This is a genomic window from Geodermatophilus sp. CPCC 205761 (genome assembly GCF_051383655.1).
Classification (GTDB): domain Bacteria; phylum Actinomycetota; class Actinomycetes; order Mycobacteriales; family Geodermatophilaceae; genus Geodermatophilus.
In genome coordinates this window covers 104,734-121,077 of sequence record NZ_JALPKQ010000003.1, presented here as the reverse complement: position 1 = coordinate 121,077, position 16,344 = coordinate 104,734, and the positions used below count along the sequence as shown (strand labels likewise).

Here is a 16,344-nt window from a genome sequence, read left to right as displayed (position 1 = left end):
CGTCCGGCCGGGTGTGCCGAAGAGCACCGGCAGCACCGGAACGGCCGCCCGGCCCCGTTCGTATAGACGTCGGTGCCCCCACTCCCGCGGGCGCCTGAGAGAGGAACCCCATGCTCCGCTACTTCGGCTTCTCGGTCGGACTGACCGTTGCGGCCCTCGTCACCGCCGTGGTCTTCGGCGGCCCGGCCGCGCTGCTCGCCGTCGCGGTGCTCGGCGTCCTGGAGGTCTGCCTCTCCTTCGACAACGCCGTGGTCAACGCCAAGGTGCTGCGCCGGATGAGCCCGCTGTGGCGCAAGCTCTTCCTCTACGTCGGCATCTTCATCGCCGTCTTCGGGATGCGGCTGCTGCTGCCGATCGTGATGGTCGCGATCACCGCCAACCTGTCGATCGGCGAGGTGTGGTCGCTGGCGCTCAACGACTCGGAGGCCTACGCGGCCAACGTCGAGGGCGCGGCCGAGGCCATCTACACCTTCGGCGGGATCTTCCTGCTGATGATCTTCCTGAACTTCCTCTTCGACGAGGAGCGGGACATCCACTGGCTCGCCTGGCTGGAGCGGCCGCTGGCGAAGGCGGGGCTGCTGCCCTACCTCGCGGTCGTCATCGCGCTCGCGGTCATCTACACCGGCTCGCAGATCGCCGACGACGACAAGTACGCGACCGTGCTGGCCTCCGGCCTGGCCGGCCTGTTCACCTACCTGCTCATCGGTGGCCTCAACGAACTGATGGAGCAGAAGGACGAGGAGGACGACGAGCCCGACGTGCTGCCCGACGGCCGCTCCACCCGGAAGGCCACGGACGTGGGCACGGGCGCGAAGGCGGTCGCCGGAGCGGGCGCGGCCGCGTTCCTCTACCTCGAGGTGCTCGACGCGTCGTTCTCCTTCGACGGCGTCATCGGCGCGTTCGCGATCAGCAGCGACATCCTGATCATCGCGCTGGGCCTGGGCATCGGCGCCTTCTGGGTGCGGTCGCTGACCATCTACATGGTCGACAAGGGCACCCTGGAGCAGTACCGCTTCCTCGAGCACGGCGCGATGTGGGCGATCGGCGTCCTGGCCGCGATCATGATCCTCGAGCTGCGCTGGCACATCAGCGAGTACGTGACCGGCCTGACCGGCCTCGGGTTCATCATCGCCGCGGTCATCAGCAGCGTCGTCGCCCAGCGGCGCGACCACGCGCACGCGGTGGCCGAGGGGCGCGAGCCGAGCGAGGAGCTGGCCGGCCGGCGCTGACGCCCGCCCGCAGCACGCACCGTCCCGGCTCCTCCCTCCCCACCCGTGGTGGGGGAGGAGCCGGTTCGCTCTCGGGAACACGGTCGGCAGGGGAGCTGGGCGGGCCACGGCGCGGGGCCTACCGTCCGCGCAGCCGGACCGTTACCGTCCGGCGCCGTCCCGCTCGTGGACCCCGACGGAGAGGACCCCGTGGCCCAGCTCATCGCCGACAAGCGCGTGCTCCGCGCCGACCTGCACGGTGACCGGATCCGTGCCGCCAGCGGCTCGATGGTCGCCTTCGAGGGCGACATCGAGTTCCGGAACGCCGGCATGGGAGGCGGCGGCGGCGTGCGCGCCGCGCTCAAGCGGGCGGTCGCCGGCGAGAGCCTCTCGCTGATGGACTGCACCGGGCACGGCCGCGCCTACCTGGCCAAGGACGCCATGGACGTCCTGGTCGTCGACCTGGCGGGGGACACCCTCACCGCGGAGAGCGAGCACATCCTCGCCCACACCGACGGCCTGCGCCTCGACGTCCAGTTCTCCGGACTGCGCGGCATGACCAGCGGGCAGGGGCTGGCGACCACGTCGGTGAGCGGTCAGGGGCAGGTGGCGCTGGTCTCCGAGGGCCCGGTCATGGCCCTGGAGGTCGCGTCCGGGCAGGACCTCGTCGTCGACCCCGACGCCTACGTCGGCTCCCGCGGGCAGCTGCAGATGTCCCTGGTGTCCGGGGTGTCCTGGAAGTCGATGGTCGGGGAGAGCTCGGGAGAGCCGTTCTCGCTGCGGTTCTCCGGGCACGGCCTGGTCCTCGTCCAGTCCTCGGAGGGCTGACCGGTGCCGTTCGAAGCGGTCAACAGCAAGGTCGTGCGGGCGCGGGTCAGCCCGCAGACGCCGGTGCTCGCCCGCCGGGGCGCGATGCTCGGCTACTCCGGGCGGATCGCGTTCCGGCCGGTGCGCGGGCAGGGCCGGGGCGCCGGCGGGTTCGTCGGCGCCGCGCTCTCCGGGGAGTCCAACCCGATGATGGCCACCGAGGGCCAGGGCGAGGTGCTCTACGGCTACAAGGGGCTGCACACCACCGTGCTCGACCTCGACGGCAGCGCGCCGCTGGTGTGCGAGGCCGACCGGCTGCTCGCCCACGACGCCACCCTGCAGACCAGCGTCCAGTTCCTGGGCTCGGGCGGGCTGCGCCAGGCGGTCAGCGGCGCGATGACCGGCCAGGGACTGTTCACCACCAACGTCCACGGCCGGGGCGCGGTCGCGCTGCTGTCGCACGGCGGTGCCTTCCCGCTCCAGCTGAACGGCACCGCGGTCGGCGTCGACCCGCAGGCCTACGTCGGCCACGTCGGCCAGCTGCAGGTCGACCTCGCCGCGAAGCTCGGCTTCCGCGACGTCGTCGGGCGCGGGTCGGGGGAGGCGTTCCAGCTGCGGATCAGCGGCTACGGGACGGTGTACGTGCAGGCCAGCGAGAAGAAGTTCTGAGGAGCGAGCGACGTGCAGACCTGGAACGCGGCGAGCCTGCCGGTCGACGACAACGTCAACCCCTACGTCTTCTGCGTGGCCCTCTCCGGCGAGTGGTTCATGAGCAAGGGCGCGATGCTCGCCTACTACGGCGACGTCCGCTTCGAGGCGGTCACCGCCTACTCCTCGGTGCAGGCCTGGGTGGCCGCGCGCTTCTCCAGCCCGGTGTACGTGCAGGACTGGGTGGTCGCCGCCGGCCACGGCAAGGTGCTGCTCGGTGACCGCGGCTTCGACCTCAACGCCTACGACCTCGACGAGGGCAACCTCACGATCAAGGCGAACAACCTGCTGGCCTTCGACCGGCGGCTGGAGCTGAAGCAGTCGATCGTCCCCGGGTTCGTGACGCTGCTCGGCACGGGGAAGTTCATCGCGTCGTCCAACGGCCCGGTGATCTTCGTCGAGCCGCCGTTCCGGGCCGACCCCGACGCGCTGCTGGGCTGGGCGGACTGCCCGTCCCCCTCGGTGCACCACGACACCGAGTGGATGGCGTCGTCGATGGCGGGGATGGTCCAGGGCATGCTCGGCCGGGTCTCCGGCGAGGAGCGCCAGTACGACTTCACCGGCCAGGGGACGATCCTGCTGCAGTCCTCCGAGATCGCCCGCGAGGACCCGGCGGTGCTGCGGCTGATCGAGTCCCAGACCCAGCTGCTCACCAACAGCCAGGCCGGCAGCCTGGGCCAGCGACTGATGGCCCGGGCGCAGCAGCAGCCCTGATCCGGGGGTAGCCGCCGGCGTCCGCGGGAAGGACGGGGGGACGCCGGCGCCCGGGCCGGGGCCGGCGGCCGATCCCGGAGGTGCCCGCGTGGACGTGCCCGTCTGGGTGTGGGGACTCACGGTCGCCCTGATCGTGGCCATGCTCGTCGTCGACCTGGTGCTGCACGTCCGCACCCCGCACGAGCCCGGGCTCAGGGAGTCGGCGGTGTGGTCGGCGGCCTACGTCGGCATCGCGCTGCTCTTCGGCGTCGTCGTCCTGGTGGTCGCCGGGCCCACCTTCGGCGGCGAGTACTTCGCCGGCTACGTGACCGAGAAGAGCCTCTCGGTCGACAACCTCTTCGTCTTCGTGCTGATCATGAGCAGCTTCGCGGTGCCGAAGGAGCTGCAACCCACGGTGCTGCTGTACGGGATCGTGTTCGCCCTGCTGCTGCGGACGGGGTTCATCCTCGTCGGAGCCGCCGTCATCGAGCTGTTCAGCTGGGTCTTCTACCTCTTCGGCGCCTTCCTGCTCTGGACGGCGGTGAACCAGGCCCGGGAGGCAGCCCGCGGCGAGCGCGACGAGTTCGAGGAGAACGCCGCGCTCCGGCTGGCCCGCCGGGTCCTGCCGACGACGGAGGGCTACGAGGGCGACCGGCTGACCGTGCGGCAGAACGGCCGGCGCGCCGTGACGCCGCTGGTGATCGCGCTGCTGGCGATCGGCAGCGCGGACGTCCTGTTCGCCGTCGACTCGATCCCCGCCGTCTTCGGCCTGACCCAGGAGACCTACCTGGTCTTCACCGTCAACGCCTTCTCCCTGCTCGGCCTGCGGCAGCTGTTCTTCCTGCTCGGCGGGCTGCTCGACCGGCTGGTGTACCTGGGCTACGGGCTGGCGGTGATCCTCGGCCTGATCGGCGTCAAGCTGGTGATCGAGGCGCTGCACACCAACGAGCTGCCGTTCGTCAACGGCGGCGAGCCGGTGACCGCCGTCCCGCTCATCCCGACGTGGCTCTCGCTGCTGGTCATCATGGTCACCCTGCTGGTGACCACCGCCGCGAGCCTGCGCCGGAGCCGCCGGGACGCCGCCCGCGGCACCCGCTGAGCCGGCCCGGGCCCGGAACGGCGCTCGGCTAGCGTCGGCGGCATGCGGCCCGACGACCTCGCCCTGCTGCGCGTCCCCGGGGTCCCGACCGTGTCGCCCGACGGCCGGATGGCGGTGGTCGCGGTCAGCCGGCTCGACCTGGACGCCGACACCGACCGCAGCCGGCTCTGGGCCGTGCCCACGGACGGATCGGCCCCGGCCCGGCCGCTGACCCCCGGCCCCCGGGACACCGCGCCGGCGTTCTCGCCCGACGGGCGGTGGCTGGCCTACCTCGGCGCCGAGCCGGGGGAGCCGCCCCAGGTGCACCTCCTGCCCACGGCCGGCGGCGCGCCCCGGCGGCTCACCGGCGCCCCGCTCGGCGCGGGCGGGCCGGTCTGGTCGCCGGACTCGCGGCGGCTCGCCTACACCGCCCGCGCCCCGGAGCCGGGCCGGTCCGGGACGGCGCCGGAGGCTCCGTCCGGGGCGGAGGCGCCGCGGCTGATCACCACCCTGAAGTACCGGCTGGACGGCGTCGGCTTCCTCGCCGGCCGGCCGAGCTCGGTCTTCGTCCTCGACCTGCCGCCCGACGGGGAGGACGACGGGGCGCCGCCGCCCGAGCCCCGGCGGGTCACCGCCGGCGCCGGCGAGGACGCCGACGTGGCCTGGAGCCCGGACGGCGCCGAGCTGGCCTTCACCTCCGCCCGCCACCCGCGGGCCGACCGCGACCTGGTCCGCGACGTCTACGCCGTCCCGGCCGCGGGCGGGACCCCGCGCCGGCTCACCGACGGCCGGTCCGACTGCGCGCTGCCCGCCTACGACCCCTCCGGCGCCTGGATCTACCTCACCGCCCGGCCCGACCTCGGCCCCGACGGGCTGGACGTGGTGGCCCGCAGCGCCACCCTCTGCCGGGTGCCGGCCGCGGGCGGGACCGTGGAGACGGTGCTCGACCCCGAGGACACCGACCGCGGCGACGACACCCCGGGGACGGTGCTGGCGGGGGGTGCGGCCCACCTCGGCGTGCAGCGCCGCGGCGCGGTGGTGCTGCTGCGCGTACCGCTGGACGGCGGGCCGGTGGAGACGCTGGTCGACGGCCCGTTCACCGTCCGCGGGTTCGCCGTCGGCGGCGGGGTCGTCGTCGCGACGGTGGCGCACGATCGGTCGGCCGGGGAGCTGATCGCGATCACCCCGGGCCGCCGGCGGCTGATCACCGGCTTCGGCCGGGCCCTGGGTGCCACCGGCCGGCTGCGCCGGATGGCCGAGCGCACCGCCACCGCCCCCGACGGCGCCCCGGTGCACGGATGGGTCACCGTGCCGGACGGGCCGGGGCCGCACCCGGTGCTGCTGAGCATCCACGGCGGGCCGTACCGGCAGTGCGGGTGGTCGCTGTCGGAGGACACCCAGGTCCTCGTCTCGGCCGGCTACGCCGTCGTCCAGTGCAACCCCCGCGGCTCGTCGGGCTACGGCCAGGCGCACGGGCGGGCCATCCGGGGGGCGTGGGGGGAGCACGACGCGGCCGACGTCCTCGCCTTCCTCGACGCCGCGCTGGAGGACCCGGCGCTGGACGCCGACCGGGTCGGCGTCATGGGCGCCTCCTACGGCGGCTACCTGACCACGCTGCTCACCGCCCGGACGACGCGGTTCGCCGCCGCGGTCAGCGAGCGCGCCCTCACCGACCCGGTGAGCTTCGCCGGCTCGTCGGACATCGGGTGGTACTTCGTCGACCAGCACCTGGGTACCGACCCGGCGCGGCTGGCCGCGCAGAGCCCGCTGGCCGCCGCCGGGCAGATCACCACGCCGACGCTGGTGGTCCACGCCGAGGAGGACTGGCGCTGCCCGGTCGAGCAGGGGCTGCGGTTCTACGTCGCGCTCAAGCGCCGCGGCGTCCCCTCGGAGCTGCTGCTGTTCCCCGGGGAGGGGCACGGGCTGGCGCGCTCCGGGCGGCCGCGTCACCGGCTGGCACGGCTGCAGCACCTGCTGCGCTGGTGGGACCGCTGGCTGCCGGCCTCCGCCGACGCCGGCCCCGGGCTCGACGAGCTGCCCGGCGAGGTCGTGGACGGCGAGCCGCTGCCGATGGACGACGACGGCCGCGGACCCCTCACCGTCCGGGCCACCCGGCTGGGCTGACCGGGCCGCCTAGGGTCTGGGGCAGTGGACAGCCGCCCGGCGCACCGCCCGGGGGAGAGCAGGGAGGCCCGATGGTCGACTACACCAAGCGCCCGAAGCAGCCGGCGGCACCGCCGCCGCAGCAGCAGCCGCCGCCCCCGCCGCCCGGGCCGCCGTCGGCCGGGTACGAGCAGTGGGGCCCGCCGGCGGCTCCCCAGCAGCAGCACGGCGCCCCGCCGCCGGCTCCCCAGCAGCAGCACGGCGCCCCGCCGCCGGCGCCCGGGGTCTCGCTGGGCAAGGTCACGCTGACCAAGAGCGCGCCGTCGGTGTCGCTCACCAAGACCGCCGGCACGACCGGCGTGCTCCGGGTCAACCTGAACTGGAACGCCCGCCCGGCTGCCCCGCAGGGCGGCGGGTTCCTCAAGCGCCTGGCCGGCGCGGCCTCCGGCGGCATCGACCTCGACCTCGGCTGCCTGTACGAGTACGCGGACGGGTCGAGGGGCGTCATCCAGGCGCTGGGCAACGCCTTCCGCGGGCAGCACACGCTGCCCAACGGGGAGCTGGTGGCCTGGCTGGACGGCGACGACCGGTCCGGGCGCAACACCGGCGGCGAGAACCTGCTCATCGACCTGCGGCACACCGCGCACATCCGCCGGATCCTGGTCTTCGCCTTCATCTACCAGGGCACGCCGAACTGGGCCGACGCGGACGCGGTCGTGACGCTGTTCCCGGCGTCCGGGCCGCAGGTGGAGATCCGGCTCGACGAGCACGACCCGCGGGCGCGGCTGTGCGCGATCGCCTCGTTCACCAACCAGGGCGGGCAGCTCGTCGTCAACCGCGAGGTGCGCTACGTCCACGGCGGCCAGGACGTGCTGGACCAGCAGTACGGCTGGGGCATGAACTGGGCTCCCGGCCGCAAGTGAGTCGCGGCGGCCTGCCGCCCGCGGGGGAGCGGGCGTGCCGGCGCTGAGCGTGCGGGCCCTCGGCCGGGCCACCCTCGCCCGGCAGCTGCTGCTCGAGCGCACCACCCGCCCGGTGCGCGACGTCGTCGAGCACCTCGTGGGCCTGCAGGCGCAGGTGCCGCGGGTGCCGCACCTGGCGCTGTGGGACCGGCTGGCCGGGTACGACCCGGCGGAGCTCGACGGCCTGCTGTCGTCGCGGCAGGTGGTCCGGACCCCGCTGATGCGGACCACGATCCACACCGTGACGGCGGAGGACGCCCTCGCCCTGCGCCCGCTGCTGCAGCCGGTGCTCGACCGGACGGCGGCGTCCACCGTCTGGGGGCAGCGGCTGCGGGGGCAGGACGTCTCCGCCGTGGTGGCCGAGGCCGCGGCCTTGCTGGCCGAGCGGCCGATGGGCCGGGCGGAGCTGCAGCGGGAGCTCGGCCGCCGGCACCCCGGCCTCGACGGCGAGGCGGTGGCGTTCTGCGTGGGCTACTGGGTCCCCTGGGTGCAGCCGACGCCGCGCGGGCTGTGGGGCGCGAGCAGTGCCGCGGTCATGACGCCCGTCGAGGCCTGGCTGGACGGCCGCGCGGTCCCGCCGGCGACCCCGGACGAGCTGCTGGTCCGCTACCTGGCGGCGTTCGGCCCGGCGTCCGTGCGGGACGCCCAGGTGTGGTGCGGGCTCACCCGGCTGCGCGAGGTCGCCGAGCGGCTGGGGCCGCGGCTGCGCCGGGTGCGCACAGGGGACGGCGGCGAGCTGCTCGACGTGCCCGACGGTCCGCTGCCCGACCCGGACACGCCCGCGCCGGTGCGGTTCCTCGCCGAGTACGACAACGTCACGCTCTCGCACGCCGACCGCTCGCGGGTGGTGGCCGAGGGCGACCACGTGCCGCTGCCGGGCGGTCCCGGCGGCTGGGTGGGGACGGTGCTGGTCGACGGCCGCGTCCAGGCGACCTGGGCGGCCCGGCGGAACGGCGCGGCGACGGTGCTCACCGTGCGGCCCTCCCTCCCGCTGCCGGCCGCGGTGCGGACGGAGACGGGAGAGGAGGGCGCCCGCCTGCTCGGCTTCCTCGCGCCCGGCCGGGAGCACGACGTCCGGTTCACCGACCGGTAGCCCCGGCGTCCGCGGAGGGACGCCGGGGCTGCCCGGTCAGCGGCCGGCCGTCGTCCGCGTGCCGGTGAGCGACGCGTGGAGGCGTTCGACGAACTGGTCGGCCACGTTGGTCCGGGTGTCCGGGCCGGCCGGGGCGGGCGGCGCGAGCACCCACAGGGCCAGGTAGGCGACGACGCCGATGCCGGAGAAGGCGAGGACGAGGAAGCCGACCCGCCATATCAGCGCGTCGATGCCGCTGTACTCGGCCAGCCCGCCGCAGACGCCTCCGAGCATCTTGTCGGTGCCGCTGCGGCGCAGCTGGGGCCGCGGAGGCGGCTGCTGCCAGGTCGGGTGCTGGGGAGGGTTCGGTGCGGTGGTCATGGCAAGAACTCTGCTGGGCACGACCGCCCGCGACCATCGGGGAACGCCCGGATCGGCCCCTGGTTCGCGGCCTCCGGGGGATCCCCTGCTCAGCCCGCCGCGACCTCCTCGCGGGCGGAGGCAGCGATGAAGTCGCGCAGCACCGGGTAGACCTCGTTCTCCCAGCGCGACCCGCTGAACACGCCGTAGTGGCCGACCCCCTCCTGCAGGTGGTGCCGCTTGCGCTCCTCGGGGATGCCGGTGCACAGGTCGTGCGCGGCCCGGGTCTGGCCGGGGGAGCAGATGTCGTCGCGGGCGCCCTCGACGGTCAGCAGCGCCGTCCGCCCGATCGCGGCCGGGTCCACCCGCTGCCCGCGCCAGGTGAACCGGCCGGTCGCCATGTGGTGCTCCTGGAAGATCCGGCCGACGGTCTCCAGGTAGAACTCGGCCGGGACGTCCATGACGGCGCCGTACTCCTCGTAGAACGCCTGCGTGGCCGCGGCCCGCTCGGTGTTGCCGCCGGCGAGGTCCCGGACCATCTGCAGGTGCGCGCTCAGGTGCCGCCGCGGGTTCATCGACATGAACGCGGTCAGCTGGACGACCCCCGGGTAGACGCGCCGCCCGGCGCCGGCGTACCAGCCCGGGACCGAGGCGATCAGCCGCCGCTCGTAGGCCGACAGGGGGCGCTTCTCGGCGGCGAGGTTGATCCGGTTCGGGTTGACCCGCGTGTCGACCGGCCCGGCCATGAGGGTGAGGCTGGCGGGCTGGGCGTCGTCGTCGGCCTCGGCGAGCAGCGCCACCGCGGCCAGCACCGGGACGGCGGGCTGGCAGACGGCGACGACGTGCGCGCCGCCGCCGAGCTGCCGCAGCGCGTCCATGACGTGCTCGATGTACTCGTCGAGGCCGAACGCGCCGTGCTCGACCGGGATGTCCCGCGCGTTGTGCCAGTCGAGGACGAACACGTCGTGGTCGGTCAGCAGGGTGCGGATGGTCGGCCGGATGAGGGTCGTGAAGTGCCCGGACATCGGCCCGACGACGAGTACCGGGGGCTGGCCGGTCAGCGACGCCTTGCGGAAGTGCAGGAGCGTCGCGAACGGCGTCGCCGTCACCGGCTCCTCGGTGACCGCGACCGGCCGGCCGCCGACGACCACGGCGTCGATCCCGTACTCCGGGCGGGCGTGGGTCGGCCGCGCCTTGGCGACGACGTCGCAGGCCGCGCGCAGGTGCCGCACGCCCGCCGCGCCCCCCAGCCGGGGCGGCAGCGCGGACAGCGCCCGGGCGGTCAGCCCGGACGCCGCCAGCACGGGCGCGCTCGCCCGGCGGTTGACCTCGTACGCGGTGTAGAGCATCGGGACCCTGCCTGTCTGTGATCGGAGCGTGACCGGCGTCACGGTTACCCGCACGTTAACTCCGCGCGCCGACGGTCGCGCGTCGGAGCGCCGGGCGGGGCCGGCGCCGTCCCACCCGTACCGGCCGTCACACCGGTGCTGGCAGGGTGGGCGGACGCCGGGTCGAGGAGGTCGCGTGGTCGAGCGTCGAGTGCCCCGCTGGAGCGAGCTGCGGGAGGTGGTCCGGCCGCGCCGGCGGCCGGGGGACGCGACCGACCGGCGGCTGGCGGCGGCCGTCACCGTCGGCGACCTGCGGGAGATCGCCCGGCGGCGGGTCCCGCGGGCGGTGTTCGACTACACCGACGGGGCCGCCGGCGCGGAGATCAGCCTGCGCCGCGCCCGCGAGGCGTTCGCGCGCGTCGAGTTCCGCCCGAGCGTGCTGCGCGACGTCTCCGTCGTCGACCCGTCGACGACGGTCCTCGGGCGGCCGTCGGCGCTGCCGCTGGTCTTCGCCCCGACCGGCTTCACCCGGCTCATGCACACCGAGGGCGAGGTCGCGGTCGGCCGGGTGGCCGAGCGGGTCGGCATCCCGCACGCGCTGTCGACCATGGGGACCACGACGATCGAGGCGCTCGCCGCCGCGGCCCCGGGGGCGCGCAAGTGGTTCCAGCTGTACCTGTGGCGCGACCGTGCCGCCAGCGAGGCGCTGGTCGGGAGGGCCGCGGCGTCCGGGTACGAGGCGCTGGTGCTCACCGTCGACACCCCGGTGGCCGGGCCCCGGCTGCGCGACGTCCGCAACGGGTTCACCATCCCGCCGGCGCTCACGCTGCGGACCATGGCCAACGCCGCCGTCCACCCGCGGTGGTGGGTCGACCTGCTGACCACCGAGCCGCTGGAGTTCGCCTCGCTGCGCTCGTGGGGCGGCACGGTCGCCGAGCTGGCCGACCGCGTCTTCGAGCCGGCCGCGACGGTGGCCGACGTCAGGGCGCTGCGCGCGACGTGGGCCGGGGCGCTGGTGGTGAAGGGCGTGCAGACCGCCGACGACGCGCGCGCCGTGGTGGACGCCGGCGCCGACGCGGTCGTCGTCTCCAACCACGGCGGCCGCCAGCTCGACCGCGCGCCGACGCCGCTGGAGGAGCTGCCCGCGGTGGTGGCGGCGGTCGGGGACCGGGCGGAGGTCTACCTGGACGGCGGCATCCTGGACGGCGCGGACGTCGTCGCCGCCGTCGCCCTCGGCGCCCGCGCCTGCCTGGTCGGCCGGGCGTACCTGTTCGGGCTGATGGCCGGTGGCGAGCGGGGCGTGCAGCGGGCCACCGACATCATGTCCCGCGAGATCGCCCGCACGCTGCAGCTGCTCGGCGTCCCCTCGGTGGCGGAGCTGACCCCGGACCGGGTGCGGATGCGGAACGGGATCTGAGCATTGCCGAGCTGACCTGCGCCTTCCTAGGCTGCGTCATGGACGTCGTCGAGGTCGTGCCCACGTTCGAGCAGTACGCGTTCACCTTCGGCGGGGTCGCCCCGCTGCGCCGGATCCCGCCGGGGACGGCGCTGCGGGTCTGGTCCGACGACGCCTTCTGCGGCGCCCTGCAGAAGACCACCGACCTGTCCACCGAGAAGGTCGACCTGCGCTTCGTGAACCCGCAGACCGGCCCGTTCTACGTCGAGGGCGCCGAGCCCGGCGACACGCTCGCGCTGCACTTCGTGGCGATGGAGCCGGCCCGCGACTGGGGCGCCTCGGCGGCGATCCCGTTCTTCGGCGGGCTCACCAGCACCGACCGCGTCGCCACACTTCAGGACCCGCTGCCCGACACCACCTGGATCTACGAGCTGGACCGGGCCGCCAACACCGTCACCTTCGCCGCGCAGCACACCGACCTGCAGGTCGCCCTCCCGGTGGCGCCGATGCTCGGGACGGTCGGCGTCGCCCCGCCGGGCGGCGAGGTGCGCAGCTCGCTGGTGCCCGAGCGGTTCGGCGGCAACATGGACACCCCGCAGATGCGCCCGGGCACGACGTGCTTCCTGGGCGTGAACGTCGAGGGCGCGCTGTTCTCGGTCGGCGACGGGCACTACCGGCAGGGGGAGGGCGAGGCCTGCGGCACCGCCGTCGAGGGGGCGATGACCACGACACTGATCGTCGAGCTGATCAAGGGCGGGGGGGTGGGCGGGTGGCCTGCATGGCCCCGGCTCGAGGACGACACGCACTGGATGACGGTGGGCTCCAGCCGCCCGCTCGAGGACGCCTGGCGGATCGGCCAGGTCGAGCTGGTGCGCTGGTTCGGCGAGCTGTTCGGGCTGCACCCGATGGACGCCTACCAACTGCTCTCGCAGATCACCGAGGTGCCGATCGCCAATGTGGTCGACGCGAACTACAGCGCCGTGGTGAAGGCGCGCAAGTCCCTCCTGCCGCAGGCCACGGCCTACGGCGGGCTGCACGACGACCTGCGCCGCCGCGCGGCGACCCTGCTCTGAGACCCCGGAGGACCCCATGGACCTGCAGCTCACCGGCTCCCGCGTGCTCGTCACCGGCGGCACCCGCGGCATCGGGCGGGCGATCGTCGAGGCGTTCGTCGACGAGGGCGCCGTCGTCGAGTTCTGCGCCCGCGACGCCGCCGAGATCGAGGCCACCGAGAAGGCGATCGCCGAGCGCGGCGGCCGCGCGGCCGGCGTCCGGCTCGACGTCGGCGACGGGCCGGCGCTGGTGTCGTGGGTGGACGCCGCGGCGGCCCGGCTGGGCGGTCTGGACGCCGTCGTCGCCAACGTCAGCGCGCTGGCCGTTCCGGACACCGAGGAGAACTGGCGGTTGTCCTTCGAGGTGGACCTCATGCACACGGTGCGGCTGGCCAGGGCCGCCCTGCCGTACCTGGAGGCCGGCGCGAACGGCTCGATCGTGGCGGTCTCCAGCGTCTCCGGCCGCGAGGTGGACTTCGCCTCCGGCCCCTACGGGACGATGAAGACGGCGATCGTCGGCTACGTCTCCGGGCTCGCCTTCCAGCTGGCCGGCCGCGGCGTCCGGGCCAACGTGGTCTCGCCGGGCAACACCTACTTCACCGGCGGCATCTGGAACGGCATCGAGACCGGTCAGCCGGAGCTGTACGCCGACTCGCTCGCGCTCAACCCGACCGGCCGGATGGGGGCCCCGGAGGAGATGGCGCGGGCGGTGGTCTTCCTGTCCAGCCCGGTCTCCAGCTTCACCACCGGGACCAACCTCGTGGTGGACGGCGCCCTCACGCGCGGCATCCAGCTCTGAGAGGGTGCCTCATGGCGCTCATCTACCCCGTCCAGGCCGACTCGCCGGAGCCCGACGAGGGCACGCCCCCCGACTTCGCCGAGCTGGCCGCCGACCTCTCCGACACCTGGCTGGTCGAGGTGGCCGTCAGCGACGACGGGGACGATGCCTGCTTCGGCCCGCTGAGCGCCCGCGCGGCGTGGGACCTCGCGCTGGGCGTGGACGACCGCCGTGCGGAGTGGACGGTGTCGATCGTGCCGCTGCACGTGGCGGGCACCGCCGACGAGCTCGTCGCCCTGTTCGAGGACGAGGAGTAGCCCGGGCCCCTCTCCCCGTCATCGGGGGTGGGAGGGGGATCGGCATGGGGGGAGGCCCGCGGAGCCCCCATGACCACCCGACTGCGCCGCGCTGCGCTGGCGGTGCTCGCCGCCGTCGTCGCCGTCCTGACCCTCGGCGTCGGGACGGCGTCCGCGCACGTGACCGTCGGCTCGCCCGACGCCGCCGCCGGCGGCTTCGGGCAGATCACCTTCCGGGTGCCGAGCGAGAGCGACACCGCGCGGACGACGTCGCTGCGCGTGCAGCTGCCGACCGACACCCCGTTCGCGTTCGTCATGGTCGAGCCGGTGCCCGGCTGGACCGCCACGATCACCACGGCGGTGCCGGCCACGCCGATCGAGGCGCGCGGTGGCCCGGGCGGCCTCCGCGCGGCTCGCGGGGTCGTCCCCACCGCGCCACACGACGACGCCGACGACGAGCGCGAGTGCCACCACGGCGGCGAGCGCGAGCCAGTGGCGCCGCCGGCGCCCGTGCCGCGGGTGGTGGGGGGAGTGGTCCTGCGCGCCGCCCTCGACGGGCGACGAGGTCGCGGCTCGGCCATCAGGCGGCTCGGCCATGCCGCTGATGACGCTCCGCCGCCGTTCGCCGGTGGGTCGATCCGTGCCCGGCACCTCCAGGCCGAATTCGCGTTGCCCCGCGGTCTGCGGCGGCCCTAGCGTCGTTCCCCCATGGGCGGGCGGCCGTGGCCTGCTCCGGCTGGTCGTCGGCAGATCGGAGATGCGGACCGGATGCCTTGCCGCCTCGTCGCGCTCAGCTTCGACGCGAACGACCCGCTCCTCCTCGCGCGCTTCTGGGCCGGCGTCCTGGGCTGGGAGCTGGTCGACGACCCCGACGACGGGATCGCGCTCCTGCCGAGCGACGACACCGGGTTCCGGCTCCGGTTCCTCCCGACCGACGAGCCGAAGACCGGTCAGAACCGGATGCACCTCGATCTGACGAGCGCGTCCCTCGAGGACCAGCAGCAGACGGTGGCGAGCGCACTGCGGCTCGGTGCCCGCCACACCGATGTCGGTCAACGCCCGGAGGAGCGCCATGTGGTGCTCGCCGACCCCGAGGGCAACGAGTTCTGCGTCATCGAGCCGGGCAACCACTTCCTGGCCGACTGCGGGTTCGTCGGAGCGCTCGCGTGCGACGGTTCGCAGGGGGTCGGGTACTTCTGGCGCGACGCGCTGGGCTGGCCGTTGGTCTGGGACCAGGACCAGGAGACCGCGATCCGCTCCCCGCACGGCGGTCCGAAGATCACCTGGGGCGGTCCGCCCCTGATGCCGAAGACGGGGAAGAACCGGCTGCACCTCGACCTCGCTCCACCGGACGACGGTGATCAGCACGCGGAGGTCGACCGCCTGGTCTCGCTCGGGGCGACTCGGAACGACATCGGCCAGGGCGACGTCGGCTGGGTGGTGATGGCCGATCCCGACGGCAACGAGTTCTGTGTGCTGACCCCTCGATGAAGATCCGTCTGTCGTCCAGGTCCGACGTCGACCAGCGCGTCGTCCGGGCGCACGGCCTCGACCGCGGGTGGGTGGACCACGAGATCGCTCGTCTGGACGGCGTCTGGTCCGCGGCGGTTCGTCCCGCGCGGGACCGGGGCGCCGTGGTGCCGACGACGTTTCCGCGGGAACGCCGTCAAGGCCACAGCCTTGTCGGACGCTGGAAGCCGCCGGGGCCTTCGGCGAGAAGCTGATGCCGGTGCTGCAGGAGGTCGGCATCACCGAGGAGCCGGAGCTGTCTCCCGCGCACACGTTCGTCTCAGCCTGACGTCGTCGCCGCCCCCCTTCCGGCCCCCGCGAGGGGGAGCGCGAACCCTCCCGAGTTCTCGTGCTGTCGGCGCACCACCTCGGTGATCCAGACGGGCGCGAACGGAGACGTGCAGTTCGGGGGAGTCGGGTAGTCCTTGAGCACCTCGAGGCGCTCGCCGATGTCGAGGGCACGAGCGCGGTGCTCGGCGTGCTCGATCCCGATCTGGGCCAGGCAGTGGTTCATCGCCCACTGCAGGCGATCGGGGGCGTCCTTCATCTCCGCCTCGATGACGTCGAGCAGTCCTGCCAGGTCGAGGCCCTCGGGCTTCTTCGCCACGCGTTCGGTGGTCAGCGCCCAGCCGGCACTCGCGACCACCGGATCCGGGTCGGCGGACCACGCCACGCGCAGCTCTTCGGCGTGCGGGTTCTTCTTGACCACGTAGTTCACGAGCCAGTCGTGCACCTTGGGAGTGCGTGCCTCGCGCAGCATGACGTCCAGCTCGTCCCGCTCGAACGCCTTCGGACGGCAGATCAGGAGCGCCAGCAGTCTCGCCGCGGTGTCATCCGTCTCCCAGAGCCGGCGAGCGAGTTCCTGCTGCGTCTTCAGCCGCTTCGCGATCGCGCGCAGTCGGCCGAGGTTCACGCCGTGGTCGTCGCCGTGTCTCTCGTTGACCGCGCGTGCCTTGGGGTCCTCGAGCGCGGCCAGCTCGGCCATCACCTCGGC

17 protein-coding genes are annotated in these 16,344 nt (G+C 74.4%); 14 read left to right on the top strand and 3 right to left on the bottom strand.

The genetic code is table 11. The annotated features are described in order from the left end of the window. Nucleotides 1-110 precede the first annotated feature (110 nt). The 8 genes from MY526_RS02945 to MY526_RS02910 all read left to right on the top strand — a co-directional run bounded on the left by MY526_RS02945 (nt 111) and on the right by MY526_RS02910 (nt 8,652). The gene (locus MY526_RS02945) at nt 111-1,229 is read left to right on the top strand and encodes a DUF475 domain-containing protein (RefSeq protein ID WP_436693703.1); all 1,119 of its coding nucleotides are present in this window, start codon (nt 111-113) and stop codon (nt 1,227-1,229) included. 165 nt (nt 1,230-1,394) lie between these two features. Then, nucleotides 1,395-2,036, top strand: coding sequence for an AIM24 family protein (locus MY526_RS02940; RefSeq protein WP_436703202.1), 642 nt, complete (start codon nt 1,395-1,397; stop codon nt 2,034-2,036). A gap of 3 nt (nt 2,037-2,039) precedes the next feature. Next, nucleotides 2,040-2,684 (top strand): AIM24 family protein, encoded by a 645-nt coding sequence (locus MY526_RS02935; protein ID WP_436693705.1) that lies wholly within the window; start codon nt 2,040-2,042, stop codon nt 2,682-2,684. Between the two features lie 12 nt (nt 2,685-2,696). Further along, on the top strand, nt 2,697-3,437 hold the full coding sequence (locus tag MY526_RS02930; protein ID WP_436703201.1) for an AIM24 family protein: 741 nt from the start codon (nt 2,697-2,699) through the stop codon (nt 3,435-3,437). A gap of 88 nt (nt 3,438-3,525) precedes the next feature. Continuing rightward, on the top strand, nt 3,526-4,515 hold the full coding sequence (locus MY526_RS02925) for a TerC family protein (protein ID WP_436703200.1): 990 nt from the start codon (nt 3,526-3,528) through the stop codon (nt 4,513-4,515). A gap of 42 nt (nt 4,516-4,557) precedes the next feature. Further along, the gene (locus tag MY526_RS02920; RefSeq protein ID WP_436703199.1) at nt 4,558-6,618 is read left to right on the top strand and encodes a prolyl oligopeptidase family serine peptidase; all 2,061 of its coding nucleotides are present in this window, start codon (nt 4,558-4,560) and stop codon (nt 6,616-6,618) included. A gap of 71 nt (nt 6,619-6,689) precedes the next feature. Beyond that, complete coding sequence (locus MY526_RS02915) at nt 6,690-7,520, top strand: TerD family protein (RefSeq protein WP_436703198.1); 831 nt, start codon at nt 6,690-6,692, stop codon at nt 7,518-7,520. 34 nt (nt 7,521-7,554) lie between these two features. Continuing rightward, complete coding sequence (locus MY526_RS02910) at nt 7,555-8,652, top strand: winged helix DNA-binding domain-containing protein (protein WP_436703197.1); 1,098 nt, start codon at nt 7,555-7,557, stop codon at nt 8,650-8,652. A 36-nt stretch (nt 8,653-8,688) separates the two neighbouring features. Here the strand turns inward: MY526_RS02910 and MY526_RS02905 are convergent, their stop codons facing one another. Both MY526_RS02905 and MY526_RS02900 read right to left on the bottom strand, forming a co-directional pair. Continuing rightward, on the bottom strand, nt 8,689-9,012 hold the full coding sequence (locus MY526_RS02905; RefSeq protein WP_436693711.1) for a PspC domain-containing protein: 324 nt from the start codon (nt 9,010-9,012) through the stop codon (nt 8,689-8,691). Between the two features lie 89 nt (nt 9,013-9,101). Then, nucleotides 9,102-10,340 carry a polyhydroxyalkanoate depolymerase gene (locus MY526_RS02900; RefSeq protein ID WP_436693712.1) on the bottom strand — a complete coding sequence of 413 codons (1,239 nt, stop codon included), beginning with the start codon at nt 10,338-10,340 and terminating at the stop codon, nt 9,102-9,104. A 175-nt stretch (nt 10,341-10,515) separates the two neighbouring features. Here MY526_RS02900 and MY526_RS02895 point away from each other — a divergent pair, with 175 nt between their 5' ends. The 6 genes from MY526_RS02895 to MY526_RS02870 all read left to right on the top strand — a co-directional run bounded on the left by MY526_RS02895 (nt 10,516) and on the right by MY526_RS02870 (nt 15,332). After that, nucleotides 10,516-11,736, top strand: a complete 1,221-nt coding sequence (locus MY526_RS02895; RefSeq protein WP_436693713.1) for an alpha-hydroxy acid oxidase — start codon at nt 10,516-10,518, stop codon at nt 11,734-11,736. A gap of 38 nt (nt 11,737-11,774) precedes the next feature. Continuing rightward, nucleotides 11,775-12,788 carry an acetamidase/formamidase family protein gene (locus MY526_RS02890; protein ID WP_436703196.1) on the top strand — a complete coding sequence of 338 codons (1,014 nt, stop codon included), beginning with the start codon at nt 11,775-11,777 and terminating at the stop codon, nt 12,786-12,788. A 16-nt stretch (nt 12,789-12,804) separates the two neighbouring features. Further along, nucleotides 12,805-13,566 (top strand): SDR family NAD(P)-dependent oxidoreductase, encoded by a 762-nt coding sequence (locus tag MY526_RS02885; RefSeq protein ID WP_436693715.1) that lies wholly within the window; start codon nt 12,805-12,807, stop codon nt 13,564-13,566. Nucleotides 13,567-13,577: 11 nt separating this feature from the next. Further along, nucleotides 13,578-13,862 carry a hypothetical protein gene (locus tag MY526_RS02880; protein WP_436693716.1) on the top strand — a complete coding sequence of 95 codons (285 nt, stop codon included), beginning with the start codon at nt 13,578-13,580 and terminating at the stop codon, nt 13,860-13,862. A gap of 69 nt (nt 13,863-13,931) precedes the next feature. Continuing rightward, on the top strand, nt 13,932-14,537 hold the full coding sequence (locus tag MY526_RS02875; RefSeq protein ID WP_436703195.1) for a DUF1775 domain-containing protein: 606 nt from the start codon (nt 13,932-13,934) through the stop codon (nt 14,535-14,537). A gap of 72 nt (nt 14,538-14,609) precedes the next feature. Continuing rightward, entirely contained in the window at nt 14,610-15,332 is a 723-nt protein-coding gene (locus MY526_RS02870; protein ID WP_436703194.1) for a VOC family protein, read from the top strand. 298 nt (nt 15,333-15,630) lie between these two features. Here MY526_RS02870 and MY526_RS02865 read toward each other — a convergent pair whose 3' ends face one another. Continuing rightward, nucleotides 15,631-16,335, bottom strand: a complete 705-nt coding sequence (locus MY526_RS02865) for a DNA alkylation repair protein (RefSeq protein ID WP_436693719.1) — start codon at nt 16,333-16,335, stop codon at nt 15,631-15,633. Nucleotides 16,336-16,344: the final 9 nt, after the last annotated feature.